This is a genomic window from Myxococcus sp. AM009 (assembly GCF_013372605.1).
Taxonomy (GTDB): Bacteria; Myxococcota; Myxococcia; order Myxococcales; family Myxococcaceae; genus Myxococcus; species Myxococcus vastator.
Window position 1 is genome coordinate 1 of the sequence record NZ_JABXEP010000113.1, and the last position, 20,246, is coordinate 20,246.

Annotated in this window: 14 protein-coding genes; 11 read left to right on the forward strand and 3 right to left on the reverse strand. The window is 71.9% G+C overall.

Annotation, left to right across the window (positions count from 1 at the left end):
- From HV824_RS24695 to HV824_RS24705, 3 genes are all read left to right on the forward strand, one after another.
- On the forward strand, positions 1-2,131 hold a 2,131-nt coding region (locus HV824_RS24695), incomplete at its 5' end, for a PAS domain-containing sensor histidine kinase (protein WP_176424378.1).
- Between the two features lie 69 nt (positions 2,132-2,200).
- Positions 2,201-3,031, forward strand: coding sequence for a hypothetical protein (locus tag HV824_RS24700; protein WP_176418006.1), 831 nt, complete (start codon positions 2,201-2,203; stop codon positions 3,029-3,031).
- A gap of 300 nt (positions 3,032-3,331) precedes the next feature.
- Positions 3,332-3,739, forward strand: coding sequence for a low molecular weight phosphatase family protein (locus HV824_RS24705; RefSeq protein WP_176418007.1), 408 nt, complete (start codon positions 3,332-3,334; stop codon positions 3,737-3,739).
- Positions 3,740-3,758: 19 nt separating this feature from the next.
- Here the strand turns inward: HV824_RS24705 and HV824_RS24710 are convergent, their stop codons facing one another.
- The 3 genes from HV824_RS24710 to HV824_RS24720 form a co-directional block, all read right to left on the reverse strand.
- Positions 3,759-4,580, reverse strand: coding sequence for a TonB family protein (locus HV824_RS24710; protein ID WP_176424379.1), 822 nt, complete (start codon positions 4,578-4,580; stop codon positions 3,759-3,761).
- Positions 4,581-4,711: 131 nt separating this feature from the next.
- Entirely contained in the window at positions 4,712-5,326 is a 615-nt protein-coding gene (locus HV824_RS24715; protein WP_176424380.1) for a DUF938 domain-containing protein, read from the reverse strand.
- Positions 5,327-5,405: 79 nt separating this feature from the next.
- Positions 5,406-6,467, reverse strand: coding sequence for an ATPase, T2SS/T4P/T4SS family (locus tag HV824_RS24720; RefSeq protein WP_176418010.1), 1,062 nt, complete (start codon positions 6,465-6,467; stop codon positions 5,406-5,408).
- Between the two features lie 160 nt (positions 6,468-6,627).
- Between HV824_RS24720 and HV824_RS24725 the strand changes: the two genes are divergently transcribed.
- The 8 genes from HV824_RS24725 to HV824_RS24760 all read left to right on the forward strand — a co-directional run bounded on the left by HV824_RS24725 (position 6,628) and on the right by HV824_RS24760 (position 20,083).
- Positions 6,628-6,783, forward strand: a complete 156-nt coding sequence (locus tag HV824_RS24725; protein WP_176424381.1) for a hypothetical protein — start codon at positions 6,628-6,630, stop codon at positions 6,781-6,783.
- 395 nt (positions 6,784-7,178) lie between these two features.
- Positions 7,179-7,988: a translation initiation factor IF-3 gene (infC, locus tag HV824_RS38265; RefSeq protein ID WP_368738101.1), complete on the forward strand. Its 810-nt coding sequence runs from the start codon at positions 7,179-7,181 to the stop codon at positions 7,986-7,988.
- Positions 7,989-8,163: 175 nt separating this feature from the next.
- Positions 8,164-9,054, forward strand: coding sequence for a DUF2135 domain-containing protein (locus tag HV824_RS24735; protein ID WP_176418012.1), 891 nt, complete (start codon positions 8,164-8,166; stop codon positions 9,052-9,054).
- A gap of 29 nt (positions 9,055-9,083) precedes the next feature.
- Positions 9,084-9,785, forward strand: a complete 702-nt coding sequence (locus HV824_RS24740; RefSeq protein WP_176424382.1) for a DUF1175 family protein — start codon at positions 9,084-9,086, stop codon at positions 9,783-9,785.
- On the forward strand, positions 9,782-11,350 hold the full coding sequence (locus HV824_RS24745) for a hypothetical protein (RefSeq protein ID WP_217917698.1): 1,569 nt from the start codon (positions 9,782-9,784) through the stop codon (positions 11,348-11,350). Before HV824_RS24740 ends, HV824_RS24745 begins: the two co-directional genes overlap by 4 nt.
- The gene (locus tag HV824_RS24750; RefSeq protein ID WP_176424384.1) at positions 11,347-16,065 is read left to right on the forward strand and encodes an MG2 domain-containing protein; all 4,719 of its coding nucleotides are present in this window, start codon (positions 11,347-11,349) and stop codon (positions 16,063-16,065) included. Before HV824_RS24745 ends, HV824_RS24750 begins: the two co-directional genes overlap by 4 nt.
- Before the next feature lie 3 nt (positions 16,066-16,068).
- On the forward strand, positions 16,069-18,288 hold the full coding sequence (locus HV824_RS24755; protein WP_176424385.1) for a SpoIID/LytB domain-containing protein: 2,220 nt from the start codon (positions 16,069-16,071) through the stop codon (positions 18,286-18,288).
- Positions 18,289-18,415: 127 nt separating this feature from the next.
- A complete protein-coding gene (locus HV824_RS24760) occupies positions 18,416-20,083 on the forward strand; it encodes a trypsin-like serine protease (protein ID WP_176418017.1) in 1,668 nt (555 codons plus the stop codon).
- Positions 20,084-20,246 lie beyond the last annotated feature (163 nt).

Consider the following 20,246-nt stretch of genomic DNA (forward strand, 5'->3'; position numbering starts at 1 on the left):
GCACAAACTCGTGGGGCGGCTGGGGGGGCTGCTCCGAACCCCCTCCCTGGAGGCGCGGCTGGCGGAGGCTCGCACCCTGGGCCGTGAGTATGGACGTGAGCGCTACCTGGCGGGCTTCGGCATCAACGCGCTGGTGCTCGAGTATGGCGCATTGCGTGAGGCCATCCTCGAGAGCCTGGAGTCCGTGGGCTGGGTCCCGGAGCTCGCGGGGCTGCGCGCGCTGGTCCAGGTGCTCGACGCGGGGCTGGCGGAGGCGGTGGGCCAGTCCTCCCAGGAGGATGAGCGCACCGCGCGCGCCACGGGGGCCTGGCTGCACCGGCTGCTCGACCACGCGCCGACGGTCATCTACGCCAAGGACACGGCGGGCCGGTACCTCTACGTGAACCACGGCTTCGAAAAGACCTCCGGCAGGCTCCGGCGCGATGTGTTGGGGCGCACTGACTTCGACCTGTTCTCCTCGGAGGTCGCCAGCACCCTCACCCTCAACGACAGGCAGGTGCTGGACACGGGCCATCAGCTCACCATCGACGAGCACGTGCCGCTCCCCGACGGGACGCGCGTCTTCCAGACCCTCAAGTTCCCCCTGCCGGACGTGGAGGGGCGCGTCATTGGCGTGTGTGGCTTCTCCGCGGACCTCACCGAGTCAAAGCGGCTGGAGCGCGAGCGGGACGAGGCACGTGAGCACCTGCGCCGCATCGTCACCCAGTTGCCCGTCATCCTCTGGGCCACGGACGCGCGGGGCATCATCACCCTCTTCGAGGGCGAGCGGCTGAGCGCGCTGGGGCTGGAGCGAGGCGCCTACGTGGGGCGCTCCGCGTTCGACGTGTACCGCGACCGGCCGGACCTCGTGGCCGCCACGCTGCGCGCCCAGGAGGGACAGTCCTTCACCCTGGAGGTGGAGATGGCGGGCTCCTATTTCATGACGGGCATCTCACCCGTCATCGGGCCCGACGGCAGCGTGATGAGCGTGGCGGGCGTGTCGCTGGACATCAGCGAGCGGCGGCGCGCCGAGGAGGTGCTGCGCCAGTCGGAGCTGCGCTACCGGTTGGCCACGCTGGCGACCAGCGACGTCATCTACGAATGGGACCTGGACGCGGGGACCATCGAATGGAGCGAGCTGGCCGCCGTCCAGTTCCGGCTGCCCCCGGGCGCCCCGCGGCGGGACATCGAATGGTGGACGGAGCACATCCATCCGGAGGACCGCGAGCGGATTGCCCAGGACATGCGGACCGTCATCGACCAGGGCGCGAGCCATTGGACGGACGAGTACCGCTTCCTGCGCGGGGATGGCACCTGGGCCGTCATCTCCGACCGGGGGCAGGTGATTCGCGACGAGGAGGGCCACGCGGCGCGCATGGTGGGCGCCATGCAGGACATCACCGAGCGGCGGGCGACGGAGCTGGAGGCGAAGCGGCGCGCGGAGTTCGAGCAGCTCCTCATCGGCATCGTCAGCCACGACCTGCGCAATCCCCTCTCCGCCATCAGCATGTCCGCCACCGCGATGCTGCGGCGGGAGGGCCTGGATGAGCGGCTCCGCAAGGGACTGGGCCGCATCCTCTCCAGCGCCGAGCGCGCCACGCGCATGCTGAGGGACTTGCTCGACTTCACGCAGGCCCGGCTGGGCGGGGGCATCCCCATGGAGCCCCGGTGGCTGGACCTGCACGAGCTGACACGGCAGGTGGTGGAGGAGGTCCGGCTCGCCCGCCCGGAGCGGAGGCTGGAGCTGGAGTGCCGGGGAGACGGCCATGGGCTGTGGGACGCGGACCGGCTGGCGCAGGTCATCACCAACCTGGTCAACAACGCGCTCAGCTACAGCCCGGAGCACTGCCCGGTGCGCATCCGCACGCAGGGGCTGCGTGACGACGTGCTGCTGACCGTCCACAACTCGGGCGGGCCCATTGCCCCGGAGCTTCGGACCTGCCTGTTCGAACCGATGAAGCGCCCGGAGCGAAAGGGCGCCCGGGGAGGGCTGGGGCTGGGCCTCTTCATCGTGAAGCACATCGTGGATGCCCACGGCGGCGTGGTCCGCGTCCACTCCACGGCGCAGGAGGGCACCACGTTCCAGGCCCGCCTGCCCCGCCAGCCCACGCAGCTCGCTCGCCCGGGTGTCGAACGCTCCGTGACACCGTGACGCTTGCTCCAGGGGGCCCGGCCCGGCTAGCACAGGGTCCGTGGTGACACGTCTTCCCTGGAGGGTTTCATGAAGAAGGTCCTCATCGGATTGGGCATCGGCTGCGGTGTCTTCATCCTGGCGGGCATTGGCTTGATGCTGGCGGGTGGCATCTGGGCCAAGAACAAGTTCGGCGGCAGCCTCGAAGCCGTGCAGACGATGCAGGCCCAGGAGCAGGAGCTGACGCAGCTCAACGCCAGCAATCCATTCAAGGCGCCTCCGGAGGGGCAGGTGTTGCCGCTCGACGAGCAGCGGCTGCTGGCCTACCTGACGGTGCGTGAGTCGGCGCTGCCGGCCTTCAAGGCCTTCGAGGTGAAGTCCAAGGAGTTCGAGGCCGAGCACGCGGGCGACGGTGACGAGAAGCCGGGCTTCAACGCGGCCGTGGACGCCGCGGGGCTGTTCATGGGGCTGATGGCGGACGTGCGCAAGGCGTACATCGCCGGCCTCAAGGCGCAGGGGATGTCGCCCGCCGAGTTCCAGAGCATCACCACCACCGTCTATGCCTCCATGGTGGCCGACAGCCTGGACCAGCTTGGCGCCGCGGCGGAGCAGGGCCGGAAGATGATGACGACGCAGCTGGCCGAGGTCGACAAGCGGCTGGCGGACGATTCGCTCGCCGACGCGGAGCGCGCGCAGTTGGAGGAGGCCCGGGCGCAGCTCCAGGAGACGCTGGACTCGATTGAGGAGACCCGCGCGAACGAGGAGCAGCCGCTGTCCGAGGAATCCAAGAAGGCGGCCGCCGCCAACGTGGCGCTGCTGAAGAAGCACAAGGAGCGCGTGGAGCTGATGGCCAACGTGGCCTTCGACGGCTTCGTGCTGGGCGGCGCCGGCGCGGAAGGTCAGGCCGCGGGCCTGGAGTAGCCGTTCCGCCGTGTCATGGGCGTTCCCGGCCCAGGCCTCCCGTTCCACGGGGGCGCTGGGCCGGGCCGCCGCCCCCCCGTGTGTGCCTCCCAGTTGCGCGCCACGTTGCAGTTGCAGGCGTTTTTCACATGCGCAATGGATTGCGCCCGCCAAAGGTAGGCGCGTGTGGCCTTTCGTCCGCCCGGCCTCATCCTTTGCGGCCAGCCGTCCGTGAGATATGCAAGCGATTGAACACACTGAAAGTCGCTTCGCGCGGGGGGAGGGGCGCGTGAACCTTTGAGGAATGGAGTCGGACGTCTGATGAACAAGGTCATCTTCGCCTGTGTACACAACGCTGGCCGCTCGCTGATGGCGGAGGCGTTCTTCAACGTCATGGTAGACCCCCAGAAGGCGCGCGCCGTCTCCGCGGGGACGCAGCCTGGCGACAAGGTGCATCCCGAAGTGCTCGCGGCCATGCGGGACATCGGCATCGACCTGCACGACGTGAAGCCCCGCCTGCTCACGGACGACCTGGCCCAGGGCGCGCAATGGCTCATCACCCTGGGATGTGGCGAGGCTTGTCCCCAGGTACCGGGGCTCCAGCGCGAGGACTGGCCGCTGGAGGACCCCAAGGACAAGTCGGACGTCCTGGTCCACCGCATCCGCGACGAGCTGGCCGCCCGCGTGGCCGGCCTGTTGGAGCGCGAAGGATGGATGCGCGCCGGCTAGCGCGGCCTCGCACGCGCGCTCATCGCAGGTGGTAGTTGAAGGGCAGCTCGACGGTGACCCGGTCGCCGAGCGCCGGGGGCGGCGGTGGAAAGGGCGCGGCGCGCCGCACCGCCTCCTGCGCGGCTTCGCACAAGAGGCGGTGGGGGCAGGGGCCCAGCACCCCCAGGGCCACCAGTTGACCCTGCACGCCCACGGAGATGCGCAGCACCAATGACCCTTCGATGCCCGCCATCCGCGCCTCGTGGGGGTAGGGCACGTCCTCGAAGCGGTCGCGGAACATCTGTTCGAAGGAGCGCCGGGCGGCGTCCTCGCGGTTGTCGGGGACCGTGGCGGGCGGCGGCTCCACGAGCAGCCCGGGGAAGCCCGGCCCCAGGGCGCGCTGGGTGATGCCCGCCACGGCGCGGCCCGCCAGGCTGTCACGGCCGTGGGCTGGGACGCCGGCGGGGCGCCCGACGGACAGCGGCGCTTCGGGCTCGAGGGCGCGCGGTGCCGCGGCGGTGCGCGGCGGCGTGGGCGCGCGCAAGGGCCGAGCCCCGCGCGCGGTCCGGGGGCGAGGGGCCACGGGGGCCGTCCCGGTGACATCCCCCACGGGCGCCGAAGGCGGCATGGCGGTCAGCCGGAGCACGAGGACCTCTCCCCGGGTGGTTTCGCCTTCGAGCCGTCGCGGCAGGCCGTGCCAGAGCGAGGCCGCGCCGAAGAGCGCCGCGACGTGCAGCCCGACGGCGGCCAGGACCAGCACCAGCGTGCGTTGATGGCTCCGGGCCCCAGTCACGTGGCCCGGGAGGGCGGAGGCGAACAGCACGGCCTCCGGCGCGCGGGCCCTCGCTGGTGCGTCCGGCATGGTGTGCCCCCTGTCCCGCCCACGTCTCGCAACGGGATGGGGGTAGGGGCGCGCGTGCCGGGCGTGAAGGGGGCCTGCGCCGCGGGCGTGTGCGGCGGTCCGCACTCAGCCGGCGCGGTGTCGGGCGGCCTTCAGTGCGGGGACACCGGGGGACGGGGTTTGCGGAAGACCACGGTGAGGTTGTTGCTGGGCATGTCCACCACGCGCTCGCGCTCCAGGCCATGCAGGGCGGCCTCGGCGGTGACGGCCTCCAGCGACCGCACGCCCCACGCCGGATTCCTGGCGCGGAGGGAGGCGTCGAACTCCAGGTTGCTGGGGGCCGTCTCGCGGCCCTCGACGAAGTAGGGGCCGTACAGGACGAGCAGCCCGCCGGGAGGCAGCGCCCGGCCCGCGCCCCGCATCAGTCCCTGGCAGGCCGCCCAGGGGGAGATGTGAATCATGTTCACGTTGAGGATGACGTCCGCGTCCGTCTCCGGCCAGGACTCCGCGCTCGCGTCGAGCCGGCGCGGGGGCAGCAGGTTGGGCGGGCCTTCCTCGGCGCGCCACGCCTCGATGCTCTCCAGCGACTCCGCGTCCACGTCGGTGGGCTGCCAGACGAGGTGGGGCAGGGCGCGGGCGAACCAGGCCGCGTGTTGACCCGTGCCGCTGGCCACCTCCAGCACCCTGCCGGAGGCGGGGAGGACTTCGCGGAGGACGGCGAGCAGGGGCTCGCGATTGCGTTCCGTGGCCGGGGCGTGACGCTTCATCCCTTGAGGTTTCGCACATCCGCCGCGTTCCGCGCGAGCGCCGGGTTGCCGCCCGCGTGGGCCAGCGGACGCACGGCGTTCAGTCAGGCCGCCAGCGCTCGACGCGGCCCGGGCCCGTCCCATCCGCCACCACGCGGTACAGCGCCACCGTGCGTGCGCCGGACGGTGCGTCCACGGTGTGATGGACCAGGAGCGGCGCCACGGAAACGTCGGGGAGCGCGGCGCGCACCCGCTGGAGCGCGGCCTCGGGCGTCTGGGCCTCGAGCACGCCCGCCGTTGCGTGCCCTGTCAGGGACGCGTTGATGAGCATCCGCAGTTCCTCGTCCGTGCGGACCTCGTCCGCGAACACCAGGTCCGGGTCCTGTCTCAGGAACGCGCGGAGCGTGCCCGCCATCGTCGCCTCACCTCCGGGCTGGACGATGCCGAAGCGGAGGTCCGTGGCGCGGGGCGTCTCCATCGCGGCCAGCCCGCGCACACCATCCGGGAGTGCCTCGATGGCCGCGTGGAGCGACGTCGTCCGCCCCGAGCCGCGCGCGCCGGTGAAGAGCACCCCCTGCCCCTGGAAGAGCGAGTCGAGCTGGAGGAACCGCTCCGACAGGAAGCCGGACTCCTCGGCGGACAAGGGCAGCGAGGCGAACGAGGGGAACGCGTCCCGCGTCCGCCGGTCCCGGGCCACGGAGATGACCCACGGGCCCAGCGCGCCCGGCTGGAAGAGGACCCGGAACGCCACGTCGGGGTCGCGGGCCTCGAACGGGAACGGCACGCTGCCGCGGTCGGGCCACCGGGCATCGGCGCCGCGCTTCGCGAGCGCCGCCATGGCCTCCGTGAGCGGCCCGTGAAGCGACAGGTCCAGGGCATGCCGCACCGCGCGCTTCTCCGCGCCGAGCAGCCCCGGCCGCGCCGACGTGTCGGGGACGTCATAGAAGAAGCTGATGCCCGCGGCGTCCTGCCCGTCTTCGAGCGTGTCCGCCCACACCGAGAAGTGCGCGGCCCGCGTCTGCCCGGCGATGGCGTAGAGCGCCCGCGCGGCCTCATCGAAAGTCTGCGCCGCGGGCGGCGTGGCCACGGAGCGGTCCTCCCGGGCCAGCGTTTCGAGCAGCCCTGCAATCACGGCGGAGATGGGCGGACGGGGCGGACTCATGGTGTCACTCCAATGCGGAGACGGCCGACTCTCTCACGGGACACATTCCGGACGGAGGCTGCGGAGACGCGGGGACGCCCACCCGCGCGCTGGAGCTGTGGACGGCCCGGGCCACCCGGGGCGCCCGCCGTGACGTAGGCCGCCGGCCGCCTGGTGACGCATGACGGGCAAGCTCAACCGGGCCCGCCTCGCCAGCACGGAGCAGGTGCCTCCGGAGCACCCGTCCGTCTGCGAGCGGCTGCCCCCGCCCGTGGACGCCCTGCGCACCGCCCCGGGGAGCGAGTGGGCAGCGCAGGGCGTGGGCCTCCTGCCGTGACTCCGGGTCCGGGTCCGGGCTGGAAGGAACGTTCCGTCCACGCCTGTCTGTTTCCCACCCGGCAATTCCCGGCCCCCCAGGTCGAGCTGGAGTGGCGCCCCCAGAGGGCCCTTGGGGGGTACATTGGGGGCATGGTTCCACGGCAGGTGGACGGCTCGGGCGTTATCTCTGGCGTTACCGTCCCCCAAAGAGGAAAGTTCACCCAGGGCTCCCCTTCCTACCGGGCGAGCGGGCATTGGGATGTACTCCTGCGCCCGCGGGTTACACTGCCAGGCGTGGGTCCCAAGCAGGGCGGGGCGCTTCACATGTGTGTACGGTCCCTTGTTGTCGTGGACCTGCCTGCCACACCTTTGGGTGGGCAGGCCTGAAACCCAATTCGGAGGAGAGTCACCATCATTCGCGAACAGAGAAGCAGCCGCGGCGGGAGCCGCGACCAGAGAACCAATCGCCGTATCCGTGCCCGTGAGGTCCGCGTCGTCGGCTCTGACGGTAGCCAGCTCGGGGTCATGCCTCTCGAGGCGGCGCTGGATCGCGCCCGGACAGAGGGGCTGGACCTCGTTGAAATCAGCCCCATGGCCAGTCCTCCGGTCTGCAAGATCATGGACTACGGCAAGTTCAAGTACGAGGAGAAGAAGAAGGCCTCGGAAGCGAAGCGTGCCCAGGTCACGGTCCTTCTCAAGGAAGTGAAGCTCCGTCCGAAGACGGAAGAGCACGACTACGAGTTCAAGGTCCGCAATACCCGCCGGTTCATCGAGGACGGGAACAAGGCGAAGGTCGTCATCCAGTTCCGTGGTCGTGAAATCACGCACAAGGAGCAGGGCACGGCCATCCTCGACGACGTGGCCAAGGACCTGAAGGACGTGGCCATCGTGGAGCAGATGCCCCGCATGGAAGGGCGTCTGATGTTCATGATCCTCGCGCCCACGCCGAAGGTGGCGCAGAAGGCCCGCGAGCTGGTTCGTCAGGCCGCCAGCGCCGCCAAGCGGACCGCTCCTCCGGGCGCCCCTGCCACAGGCAAGCCGGCTGGTGCCAGCGGCGGCGCTGAGGAAAAGGCCGAAGAAAAGGCCGAGGCGAAGGCCGAAGAAAAGGCCGAGGTGAAGGCCGAAGAAAAGGCCGAGGTGAAGGCCGAAGAAAAGGCCGAGGATAAGAAGGAAGCGCAGGCCGCGCCGGCAGCAGCCGAGGCGCAGAGCCCGACGGCGTCCTGAGGGATTGCCGGCACGCGGTGGGTCTTGATTCCCACCGCGTGTGGCGCCTCTCGGAGGTCGGGAAGGCGTGGCTCGCCGCCCAGCAGGCTGGCAGGCGACTTGAAATGGAGGGCACTGCTGCCGCAGTCTGTCCGCCCGCGAACGCTCGTGGACCTCCTCCCATCAAGGACGCGTCATGCTGCCTGTCCTCCTCGCCGTGCTGCTGGCGCAGACGCCCGCCGCCAATCCCCGTCAACAGGGCGTGCCCATTGGCAAGGGCAAGACGCTCCCTGTCGTCACCCTGTCCGCGCCTTCGGGCGGTTGGACGGTGGACCGGATGATGCTCATCGAGGGCACCGTCAGCGACACCACCATTGACCCGGTGGTGGTGTCCATCAACGGCGACCGCTACCTGATGCGCACGTACCGCGGGCGCTTCAGCCGCAAGTTCCCCGCGGCCAGCGGGAAGAACGTCGTCACGGTGATGGCCACCAACCAGGCCGGCACCGCGCGCGCCCAGGCCACCAGCTACGCGCAGATTCCGCCGGTGCCCTTCAAGGTGGTGCTCACCAGCGACACCGACGGCGTCTACACCGACCTGCACCTGTACGAGCCCACTGACGCCAGCGCCGAGGGCGACACCCTGGACGTGCAGAAGATGGCGCACGTGTACTGGGCCGACACCGCGAGCCCCTCCGGGGGCACCTTCTTCCTCAACTCGCAGGGTGGAGACTTCGACCAGCCCGCGTATGGCCCGTACCTCTACATCCACCGCGCGCCGCCCAAGGGCGTGTACCTGGTGGCCACCAATTACTGGCCCAGCGGTGACAAGGCCCACACCGTGGCCACGCTGAACCTGTCGCTCTTCGAGGGCACGCCGAGCGAGATTCGCCGCATGGTGCGCATCCCCCTGGCCACGCCGGGCACCACCCGCGTGCTGGCCTGGGTGAACGTGCTCGGGGCCGGGCAGGCGGAGGTGTATGTGCCCTCGCAGGACCCGCGTCCGAAGCACGCCGCGTGGCCCAAGAACCTGGATGAGGCCCTCAAGGCGCTCCAGTCCAATGGCAACGGCGAAGGTGAGTACTGACGCCTCCGTCGTCCGGAGGCTCCACGCCCATGCGCCGCGTCCTTCCCGTGCTCCTGCTGCTCCATGCGTCCGCGCCACTGGCGAACGGAACAGCTGGCGTGCGGCCTCAGGCGTCCGCGCCGTCCGCGTCCGGCCTGGCCAGTGCGCGGACCCACGCGGCATCGGACGCGAAGCCCCAGGACGCGGCGGCGTCATCCACGCCCGAGGCGCGCGACGTGCTGCTCCGCCGGCTGGTGGCGCGCGTGGCGCTGGCCCAGGTCCGCAAGCAGGACGCCGCGTGGCATCCGGACCAGCGTGACTGCGCGGGCCTCATCCGCTTCGCCTTCCGCTCCGCATACAAGCAGGTGGCCTCGGACCGCCTGTCCACGCCGCTGTGGCATGACGGCCGGGGCCGCCCATCGGACTTCGCGGACGCGGAGGTGCTGCTCCAGCACAGCTTCCAGCTCCTGGGCCGCGACGACGCCACCCGGGAGTCGCTGCGCACCGGCGACGTGCTCGCCTTCCGCCAGGAGCAGGACGCGGGCCCCATCTTCCATCTGATGTTGGTGGTGCGCCCGGAGGACCGGGCCCATGCGCCCGCGCGCGTCGTCTACCACCCGGGGGAGAAGGGCGCCGCGGTGCGCACCGGCGTCCTCCACCACCTGGCCACCGAGGCGCCGCTGGAGTGGCGCCCGGTGCCGCAGAACGCTTCCTTCCTCGGCTTCTTCCGTTTCAAGGAGTGGATGTCATGACGTCTCCCAAGAGTGGCCCGCCCAAGGCGCTGCTTATCGGCGTGGTTACCGTCCTCGTGGGCGGCGCCGTGGCTGGAGCCTTCTTCCTGGGCCGGCGCAGCGGCGAGCCCCGCGACGGCGGTGGCACGGTCACGAACCTGCTCGGCGGTGAGCGCAAGGGCCCGCCCAGCGCGGGCGCCGGCGTGGAAGGCCTGCCCGAGCCCGCGATGACGGCGCTGGAGGTGCCCGGCACGGCCGCGCCCTCCGCCCTCTGGGTGGACGTGCACCACCCGGGCAAGGTGCGGGATGCGCTGGCGGCCAACGTGTGGCTGCGCGACCAGCTCCAGAAGCCGCTGGGCCAGGGCTTCATCGGCGCGTGGGCCGCCTTCTTCGGCTCCACCGGCGAGGACCTCCAGGCGGGCTTCAAGGGCGCGGTGCTGGACCTCTTCGCGGGGCAGCTGTTGGACGCCCCCTTCCGCGTGACGTGGTTCGCCGGTGACGCGCGCGCCAGCACGCCGGCCTTCATCCTCCCCAAGCCGGGCCGCGCCGCGACGTCCGCGTACGAGGCGCTGGACGGCGTGGCCAGCCGCGGCGGCATGACGGCGCCGCACTGCCCGGGTGGCGGCTCGGAAGGCACCTTCGAAATGAAGCGCTGGCTGGTGGCGGAGCAGACGCTGTGGGCGGGGCGGCTCAACGACAGGCTGGTGCTCGCGCGCCACCCGGTGGCGGTGCTCCACGGCCTGTGCGCGGAGCTGCCGGAGCTGGAGGCGAAGGACGGCGTGGACGTGGAGCTGGGCTATGACGCGGAGGCCTACGGCCGCGAGGTGCAGCTCTTGTCGAGCGTGGTGGGGTTGGCCCCGGGGACGCGGCTCCAGTTCGGCGTTGAGGCGGGACGGCTGGTGGGCCGGGGCATCGCGGGCGAGCTGCTGGACGGCCCCGCGCGCCTGGACGCCGCGCCCCTGTCCGATGATTTGCTCAAGCTGGTGCCGGAGGACACGCCGGTGCTGCTGGCCTTCCAGCTCAAGCTGCCGGAGTCGCTGGAGCCCGAGACGCTCAAGGCGTACTGGGAGGAGGGCGGCGGCAAGGGCCCCACGCGCACGCGCCAGGTGGCGCTGGTGTGGACGCCGCGCGGTGACGCGAAGCTGCCCGTGGAGCTGGCCGTGCTGTGGGGCCGCACCGACGACGCGGCCGCGCTGGAGGGGCTGTTCTCCGGTGGCTACAACCGGCTGGTGCGCGGCACCCACTGCAACCACGTGGTGCTGGCGTCGAACGACGCGGAGCTGGAGCGCCTGCGCAAGGCGTGCGCGGGCCAGCAGCCCAACATGCTCAACGCGGCGGGCCCGGTGGTGGCGGGGCTGCGCGCGCCCACCTCGGTGGCTTTCGGGGTGAACACGGGCCGGCTGCTCAGCGGGCTCACCATGGATGGTTACCTGTCCGAGTTCCGGGTCCGCCGCAACGCTCCCATTCCGAGCGCGGCGCCCCCGGAAATCGAAGCGGCGCGGAGCGACCTGGAGTCGCTGCCGTACCTGGGCCTGCGCGGCACCGTGCAGGGCGATTCGCTGGTTCCTGGAGGTTTCGGGTCATGAAGTGCCTCATCCGACTGGCGGCTCTGTCCGCGCTCATGCTGTCCGGCGTGGCCCTGGCCAAGCCGCTCTACATCACCGTCCCGCGCTCCTATGGCACCCAGGAGCCGGTGGCGGTGGACGTCGCCTTCGAGGACAAGGGCCCCGTCGAGCTGCGCGTCCTCAAGCCGGAGAACCTGGACGCCTTCATCCGCGCCCAGGGAGATTTGCGGCGCGCGTACCAGACGCCGCCCACGCTGAAGAACCCGGGCCGCGCGCTCAGCCGGGGCTTCAACGCGGTGCGCACGCCGGGCATGTTCCTGCTCGACACGCTCAACCCCGCCTTCCGGGACGAGGTGGGAGGCGTCATGCCCCGTCCGCCGCGGGCGTCGGGCTCGGGCGAGCCGCTGGCCAAGGTGGCCGAGGGACCGGAGCGCCTGGTGGGCGTGCCGCCCGGCTTCACGGTGGCGCGCAGCCAGTGGCTGAACCTGGACCTGGGCGGCGCCGAGCGGGACTTCAACGTCCCCGGCTTCGACGCCAGTGGCCCCAGCGGCTTCCAGGAGCGCCGCGTCACGCTGGCGCCGCTGCCCTCGGGCACCTACGTGCTCCAGTTGGTGCAGGGCCGCGTGGAGGGACAGGTGGTGCTGGTCGTCAGTGACTTGACGGTGCAGCTCAAGCAGACGGATGGCCAGGTGCTGGTGCGCGTTGCGGGCCGGGACCAGCAGCCGCGCGAGGGCGCCGAGGTGCGGGTGTACCTGCCCAAGGGCAAGGGCCCGGTGGGGAAGACGAACGCGAAGGGCGAGGTCACGCTGGAGGTGTCGGAGCCGCGCGTCATCGCCACGGCGACGGCGGGCGGGGACACGGCCATCGTCGACACGGACTTCTACTCCGCGCTGGCGGTGGCGCCGGACGTGTTCATCTACAGCGACCGGCCCATCTACAAGCCGGGCCACGAGGTGAAGTTCCGCGGCGTGGTGCGCCAGCCGGACACCTTCCTGGCGCGCCTCTTCACGCCGAAGAAGCGCCAGGTGGCGGTGAAGCTCGTCTCGCAGGAGGGCCGCGCGCTCACCACGCGCGCCGCGGTGGATGAGTTCGGCGCCTTCCACGGCACGCTGAAGGTGCCCGAGGATTTGGGCACGGGCGTGCTGCGCGTGGAGGCGGAGGTGGACGGGCACCCGCACCAGGGCGAGGCCCGCGTGCAGGACTATGTGAAGCCCACGTTCTACCTGGAGATGGAGCCCGCGTCGGAGACGGTGGTGCCCGGGCAGACGCTGCGCGCGAAGGTGCGCGCCCGCCGTTATGCCGGCGGCACGCCCGACGCGACGAAGTACGAGGTGTTCCTCTACCGCAGCCTGCTGGACGCGCCCGCCTGGGTGGATGACGCGGGCAAGGGCGGCCAGGGCAGCGACGTGACGTACGGCAGCGCCTCCAGCACGGAGGGCAAGCTGAGCGTGCCGGAGCGGCTGTACTCCTCCGTGGAGGCGCGCGGCGCCTATGACGACCCGTGGTCCAGCGCCAGCGGCTTCGACGCCAACGGCGAGGCCGAGGTCGAGGTCGCCGTGCCGGCGCTGGCCGCTGGCGAGGAGCGGCTGCCGTACCGGTACACGCTCACCGTTCGCGCGCGCGACGACCAGGAGACCTTCGCCAACGCCACGTCCGCCTTCTTCCTGTCGAAGGTGGAGGTGCTGGGCCTGGCGCGTTACTCCGACGCCGTCGTGGCCAAGAGCGGCGACGCGACGCTGGCGATTCGCGCCACCACGCTGTCGGGCAAGCCCTACGGCGTGACGCAGGGCGAGGTGGAGTTCGTGCGGCGCGCGGCGGATGGCGCGGAGAAGCGCCTGGGCAAGCGCTCCTTCTCCACGGCGGCGGACGGCACGCACCGCGAGAAGGTCCCCACCTCGGACGTGGGCACGGTGCTGGCGCGCGTGGTGGTGAAGGACAAGAACGGGGAGACGTGGCAGGGCGAGGAGTCCCTGCTGGTCATCGGCGGCGCGGACGAGCCGGTGGCGCGCGTGCCCAACCTGACGCTGGCCTCGCTGTCCGGGACGCTGGCGCCGGGAGACACCGCGAAGCTGGTGGCGCTGATGCCGGACAGCTGGGGCTCGGGCGGCCGTGACGCGGGCCCGGTGTGGGTGACGCTGTCGGGCGCCTCGCTCTACGACACGCAGGTGGTGGAGCTGACGGGCCGCACGCTGGTGCACAGCTTCAACGTGGAGAAGCGCTTCGGCAGCGCGGTGTATGCGTCCGTCGCGTACCCCACCGCCACGGGCCGCTGGGAGGAGCGCACGGTGGCCTTCCGGGTGATTCCGCGCGAGCGCACCCTCACGGTGGAGCTGCAGCCCCGCCGCGCGGAGGCCACGCCGCTCACCGAGCAGCGCATCGACGTGCGCGTGGTGGACCACGAGGGCCGCGGCGTGGTGGCGCAGCTCTCCGTGGGCGTGGTGGACAAGGCCGTCTACGCCATCCAGAGCGAGTTCCGGCCCAAGGTGCTGGACTTCTTCTACCCGCCGGCGCGCAACAACGTGTCCAGCTTCTTCTCCTCGGAGTTCCAGGGCTACGGCTACGGCGAGGCGCTGGCGCGGAAGATGGCGGGCCTGCCGGACCACGCCTTCGCCTCCATCAAGCCGCCCAGCCGCCAGACGAAGGACCTGGAGCGCGACACCGCGCACTGGGACCCGGCGGTGGTGACGGACCGGGACGGCCGCGCCACGGTGCGCTTCACGCTGCCCTCCAACCAGACGCTGTGGGTGGTGACGGCGGTGGCGGCGGACACCTCCGGCCGCTTCGGCGAGGGCACCTCCGAGTTCGCCACGCGCGGCGGCCTCAACCTCTACGCCGCGTTGCCGCAGTTCCTCCGCGAAGGTGACGAGGCGCTCGCCTCCGTGCGCCTGTCGGCGGGGGAGAAGTCGCCAGCCAGCCAGTTGCTGGACGTGAAGCTGGCGTCGCTGGGCGCGCTGAAGGCGGACCAGTCCGAGCACAAGGTGGAGCTGGCCAAGGGCGGCGAGCAGGTGGTGCCGCTGACGCTGAAGGCCGCGTCCACGGGCGCGGCCCAGCTCACCGTGAACGTGGCCGGCGGCAAGGACCCGCTGATGGACCTCAAGCGCTTCGAGGTGGGGCCGGCGGCGGTGGAGGACGTGGTGAAGGTGAGCGCCTGGGGCGGCGGCGCGCTGGAGGTGCCCGCGCCCAAGGAGGCGACGCTGGCGCGCGTGGAGCTGGTGCTCCAGCCGTCCATCGTGGACGCGGCGCTGGCCAACGTGCGCGAGCTGCTCACGTACCCCTACGGCTGCCTGGAGCAGCTCGTGTCCACCACCGTGCCCAACGTGGCGGTGTACCAGGTGCTCCAGAAGGCGGGCGCGCTGGCGAAGCTGGACACGGACACGCAGGCGCTGTTGGCGGAGGCGCGCAGCCGCTCCGTGCAGGGCACCGCGCGCATCCTCGACCTGTCGGTGAAGGGCGGCGGCTTCACCTGGTTCGGCGGCTATGAGACGCCGAGCCTGCCGCTGACGCTCATCGCGCTGGATGGGCTGGCCTACGCGGCCGAGGCGGGGCTGGTGGACCGCGCCGACCCGCGCCTGGTGGAGAGCGCTCGCTGGCTGGAGGCGCAGGAGGGCCTGCCGCCCGAGTACGACGCCACGCGCGCCTACGTGCTGGCCCGGCTGGAGGGCTCCAAGCAGGCCGCGCGCGTCCGGGCGCTGGTGCAGGGCGCTCAGGGTGGGGACTTGTACCCGCTGGCCCTGGCGGTGCTGGCCGCGGAGAAGGCCGGCGTCATCAAGGAGCCCGCGCTCCAGTCCCAAATCAATGCGTTGGTCACGCGCAGCGCGCAGGGCTACGCCACGCTGGCCGCCCACACGCCGGGGCAGCCGCTGGAGCAGTCCGAGGCCTTCTTCCGCTTCCCGCTGCGGCGCGTGGGCCTGACGGCCATCGCCGCGCACGCGGCCTCGTTCGGCACGCTGGACATCACCCGCGCGCGCCGCCGCATCCTGGAGCTGCTGTCCGAGCCTGACCTGTCCACCTTCGACCGGAGCACCGCGCTGCTGCACTCGCTGTGGCTGCTGGAGCGTGACGCGAAGGCGATGCAGGGCATGAAGGCGCCCGAGGTGAAGGGCGTGAAGGCGCCGGTGAAGTTCACCCCGCGCGGGCTGGGCCTGGTGGCGGTGCTGGCGCCGGGCACGCGCACCGTGGACGTGGGCGGCTTCGACGGCGTGGCCACGCTGCGCGCCACCACGCGCACCCCGCTGTCCGCCGTGCAGCCGAAGGCGGAGGGCATGTCCATCCAGCGCGCCTACTACGTGCTGCGCGAGGGCGGGAAGGTGCGGCTGGGCGCGGACGACACCGTGTCCCAGGGTGAAGAGGTCTACGTGGAGCTGACGCTGGACGCGCGCGGCGACAACCGCGTGCGCTCGGCGTACTACGTGGTGGAGGACGCGGTGCCCGCGGGCTTCGTGCCGCTCCAGGAGGACAAGGCCTTCCGCGGGCCCCCGCACTCGCTGCCGCTGGCGGCCGAGGCGCTCAAGCGCCGCGTGCTCGACCCGGAGCGCGCGACGTTCTTCTTCGAGGAGCCGGCGTGGTGGAGCGACAGCCCGCGCACCGTGGGCTACGTGCTGCGCGCGCAGTTCGCCGGCACCTTCTCCGCGCCGCCCGCCCACATCGAGGACATGTACGCCGCCAGCATCCACGGGCGGACGGCCGCGGACTCGCTGAAGGTGGTGCCCTCCAAGAAGCGCCAGGGCGACCTGTAGTCCATGGGGTTGGCCGTCACGGTGGCCGTGCTGCTCGCGGCCACCCCGACCTTCGTCACTCGCGGTGACGTGACGCCCGAGGCGGGGCTTCGCCGCGAGGCCGAGGCCGCCTGGACGGCGCTGGAGGCGCGCTACGTCCAGGAGGCCGGAGGCGCGCCGGCGAAGCCTCCTGGCTCCATCGTCCTCCAGAAGGGCGCGGCGCTGACGCCCCAGCGCAATGGCCAGGGGCGCCCGGGGTGGGTGGAGCTGCGGCAGAACACGCCGGGCGTGCTGGATGAGCGGCTGCGGCTGGCGCTCCGGCACGAGCTGGCACACCAGCTCCTGTGGTGGGCGTGTCCCCAGTCCAGCGAGGACCGCCTCTTCCACGAAGCCTTCGCCGTGGCGGTGAGCGGCGAGCTGCCCTCGTGGAAGGAGGGGCCCTACCTCTCGTTGTCCCGCGCGGCGTCGGCGCTGGCCGTGGCGCCAGAGGTGGACACGCCCCGGGCCCGGCGCGCGCTGGCGCGGCTGCTGAACGAGTCCCCGGGCTTCCCCCCGGCGCTGACGCGCAGGCTCAGGCTGTGCCAGGACGGCGCGCGGTGGGCGTCGCCGCTGTCCATTGACGAGCTGGCGGGCGTGGGCGTGCGCGAGGCCCGGCCCGCCACGGTGGTGGTGAGCCGCCATTCGGGCGAGGTGCTGCTGTCGGAGGGCGACGTGCGGCGCGCGCTGCCATATGGCTCGGTGCTCAAGCCCTTCCTGTACGCGGCGGGCGCGGAGCACCCGGTGTTGTCGCCGCGCCCGGGCGTGCCGGAGTGGCTCTGCGGCGCGGGGTTGCCGCCGAAGGTGGACGCGCGCACCGCGCTGCTGCGCTCGTGTAATGGCTACTTCCTGGACTGGGAGGCGCGGGGCTCGGCGCCTCGGGCCTTCGGCGCGTGGGGGCCAGTGCTGGCCTCGGTGGGGCTGACGGGCCTGCCGGAGGACATGGCGGAGGCGACGGGGCTTCGCTCCACGCGGGCCCTGTCGCCCTGGGGCGTGGCGCAGGCGTACCGGCTGCTGGCGGAGGCTCGGCCGGAGGTGGTGGCGCTGCTGGCGGACAACGCCGCGCGCGGCACGCTGGCGGAGCTGCCCGCGTCGAAGTCGTTGGCGGGCGTGGCCACCAAGACGGGCACCGTGCGCGACGCGGCGAGCCGGCCCCAGTTCGGCTGGATTGCCGCCGTGGACGCGGACCTGGTGGCGGTGGTGGTGCGGCCCGGGGCCATGCCTCGCCAGTTCGCGGACGAAGTGCCCAAGGCGCTGGCGCGCGCGCGCAAGCAGGCCGGACTGGAGGCCGCGCGTGTGCAGGTGCTGGGACTGCTGCCCGCTGGCGACGTGGAGGCACGGTGCGCCGGCGCGGGCTTCTCGCTGGTGGAGGGGGTGCCGCGCGTGGGCGCGGAGGCCTGGGCGCCGCTGGCCTCACTCACGAAGCGCGGCGCGGCGGTGTGCCTGGGCGCGCCCTGGCGCGTGCGCTTCCCTGGCGGTCCGGAAGGAGGGCGTGACTACGCGGGCGTCTTCATCACCTCGGAGCCTCCGCCGTACCGGCCGCCGCCGGGCGTCCCCACCACCCCTAGCGCGATGAAGGCGCGGCGCGGCTCCGACTTCATCTTCCGCACCACGCGCCTGCGGTACGCGGCGGGCGTGGTGTCCGCCGAGGACGCGACGCTGACGGGCGAGCCTCGCGTGGCGCTGGCGCGGGTGGTGGCGCACAACGAGCAGCACGGCCACAGCCGTCACCCGGGGCGCCCTGTCTGTGACACCACGCACTGCCAGGCCTTTCGCGGCACCGTGCGCGTGCGGTCCGAGGACGCGAAGGCCCTGGGCCTGGCGCCGCTGAAGTGGCGCAGGTGGCTGACCTTCTCCCAGGGCGGGCAGGAGCCCTGGCGACAGGCGCGGCCCCGCGCGGAGGTGGAGCGCCTGCTGGGACGCGGGCTGGTGTCGCTGCGCTTCGCGGCGGGGCGGGTGCACTACCTGCGCGCGGAGACGGAGGGCGACGCGACGTTCGACACCGCGCGCTCGCTGCCGTGTGACTTGCTGCGCTCCGGCTTGAAGCTGCCGTCGTGCCCGCGCACCGCGTCATTCAATGGCGCGTCCCTGCTGTTCGAAGGCCGTGGCCGCGGCCATGGCGAGGGCCTGGACGTCGAAGCCGCCAAGGCCTCGGGCTCGCGCAGCGACGTTCTGCTCGAAAATGCCTACGGCAGTGAAACCAAGTAATAACTTTTCAATGGCTCTGTCGGGTTGTTCAGTTTGTAACTGAATTGCATGAAATGATGTCGGAGGCGGGCGTAGAGTGGCCTTGCTCGTCCGTTCTGGCGGGCCCTCATCGCAGGAGTGGTCGCCCATGCGCATCACCCGTATCCCCCTGCGCCGGAAGCTGTTCGGCGCGTTGTTGTGTTCCGTGTCGGTCGCGGCCTGTGGACCGGCTCCCGAAATGGACCCCGTGGACGAGAAGTCCCCGGCGCTGGGCGCCGACCAGCAGGAGGTCATCTACGGCGCCGACCACCGCACGGACGTCTACGCGTACACGGCCTCTTCAGCGCTGCGTCAGCGCGCGGAGAAGTCCACGGTGGCGCTGATGCGTCCGTCGGCGCTCAACACCTCCAACCCGAACAACATCACCTTCAACGCGTCCACGCTGCAGAGCGCCTACAACCTGTGCTCCACGCAGCGCTTCCTGAGCGACCCGACCCCGGCCTTCTGCTCGGGGACGCTCATTGATGACGACCTGGTGCTCACCGCGGGCCACTGCATCAGCACGTCGGACTGCTCGAACACCCGCTTCGTCTTCAACTTCTACCGCACGTCGGCCTCGGGGCTGCAGACGGTGACGACGCAGGACGTCTTCTCCTGTCAGTCCATCGTCGCGCGCGAGCTGGGCACGGTGAACGGCCGCAACCTGGACTACGCCATCGCCCGGCTGGACCGTCCGGCCACGCCGCGCTTCGAGCCGGCGCCCATCCGTCCGGGCAGCGCCGCCCTGCCGGTGAACACCGGCGTGTCCGTGATTGGCTCCGGCAGCGGCATCCCGTTCAAGATTGACGACGGCGGCTGGGTGCGTGACGCCCGCTCCGGCACGGTGGACTACTTCATCGCCAACACGGACACCTTCGGCGGCAACTCCGGCTCGGGCGTCTACGAGAACGACAACTTCACCGTGGCCGGCATCCTGGTCCGTGGCGAGACGGACTACGTCAGCCAGGGCAGCTGCCGCGTGGTGAACCAGTGCACCGACACGGGCTGCCGTGGCGAGGACATCACCTACGTGCGCCCCGCCGTGGACCACTACTGCTCCGTCGCGGGCAGCCAGCGCCTGTGCGGCACCACCGAGCCGCCTCCTCCGCCCCCGCCGCCGCCGCCGCCGCCGGGCAACCCGTTCAACTACTCGGCCAGCAACACCAACAGCGCCCAGGCGAACACCACCAACTACGCCATCGCGCTGACGGCGGGGCAGACGCTCACCATCGCGACCTGCGGCCTGACGGGCGCGTCCTTCACGGGTGACACGTACCTGCGCCTGCGCAACGCCGCCGGCGCCGAGGTCTCCGCCAACGACGACGCCTGCGGCGGCCGTGGCTCCAGCATCTCCTACGTCGCCCCCGCCGCGGGCGACTACATCATCAACGCGGGCTGCTACTCGAGCGGGAGCTGCAGCGGCAGCGTCGCGTGGACGACCACCGGCGGCTCCACCGGCCCCACCACGGGCAGCTTCAGCTTCAACGCCAGCAACACCAACAGCGCCCAGCAGAACACCGTCAATGAGAGCGTCTCCATCGCCGCGGGGAAGACCATCACCGTGGCCACCTGCGGCCTGACGGGCGCGTCCTTCACGGGCGACACCTACCTGCGGCTCTTCAACGGCGCCACGCAGGCGGCCGGCAATGACGACGCGTGCGGCGGCCGGGGCTCCAGCCTGACGTACACCTCCACCGCGGCCACCACCCTGCAGATTCGCGCCGGCTGCTACTCGTCCGGCACCTGCGGCGGCACCGTGGTGTGGAGCATCCAGTAGCACCGCCTTGACGTGAAGGGCGCGGGTGGCCGCTTGCGCCACCCGCGCCCGTAGCCTGGCAGACAACACCTCGCAGCTCCTTGTTGCCCGCGTGTCCTCGCGTTCCCCGTGGCCCTCCTCTGGCGCCCGGGTGGAGCGCCTCCGGCACGCGCCGTGCTCTGGG

Bases quoted from the DNA above. Each gene is read 5' to 3' on its own strand.
- HV824_RS24700 (WP_176418006.1), top strand. From the start codon at position 2,201: ATGAAGAAGGTCCTCATCGGATTGGGCATCGGCTGCGGTGTCTTCATC.
- HV824_RS24705 (WP_176418007.1), top strand. From the start codon at position 3,332: ATGAACAAGGTCATCTTCGCCTGTGTACACAACGCTGGCCGCTCGCTG.
- HV824_RS24710 (WP_176424379.1), bottom strand. From the start codon at position 4,580: ATGCCGGACGCACCAGCGAGGGCCCGCGCGCCGGAGGCCGTGCTGTTC.
- HV824_RS24715 (WP_176424380.1), bottom strand. From the start codon at position 5,326: ATGAAGCGTCACGCCCCGGCCACGGAACGCAATCGCGAGCCCCTGCTC.
- HV824_RS24720 (WP_176418010.1), bottom strand. From the start codon at position 6,467: ATGAGTCCGCCCCGTCCGCCCATCTCCGCCGTGATTGCAGGGCTGCTC.
- HV824_RS24725 (WP_176424381.1), top strand. From the start codon at position 6,628: ATGACGGGCAAGCTCAACCGGGCCCGCCTCGCCAGCACGGAGCAGGTG.
- HV824_RS24735 (WP_176418012.1), top strand. From the start codon at position 8,164: ATGCTGCCTGTCCTCCTCGCCGTGCTGCTGGCGCAGACGCCCGCCGCC.
- HV824_RS24740 (WP_176424382.1), top strand. From the start codon at position 9,084: ATGCGCCGCGTCCTTCCCGTGCTCCTGCTGCTCCATGCGTCCGCGCCA.
- HV824_RS24745 (WP_217917698.1), top strand. From the start codon at position 9,782: ATGACGTCTCCCAAGAGTGGCCCGCCCAAGGCGCTGCTTATCGGCGTG.
- HV824_RS24750 (WP_176424384.1), top strand. From the start codon at position 11,347: ATGAAGTGCCTCATCCGACTGGCGGCTCTGTCCGCGCTCATGCTGTCC.
- HV824_RS24755 (WP_176424385.1), top strand. From the start codon at position 16,069: ATGGGGTTGGCCGTCACGGTGGCCGTGCTGCTCGCGGCCACCCCGACC.
- HV824_RS24760 (WP_176418017.1), top strand. From the start codon at position 18,416: ATGCGCATCACCCGTATCCCCCTGCGCCGGAAGCTGTTCGGCGCGTTG.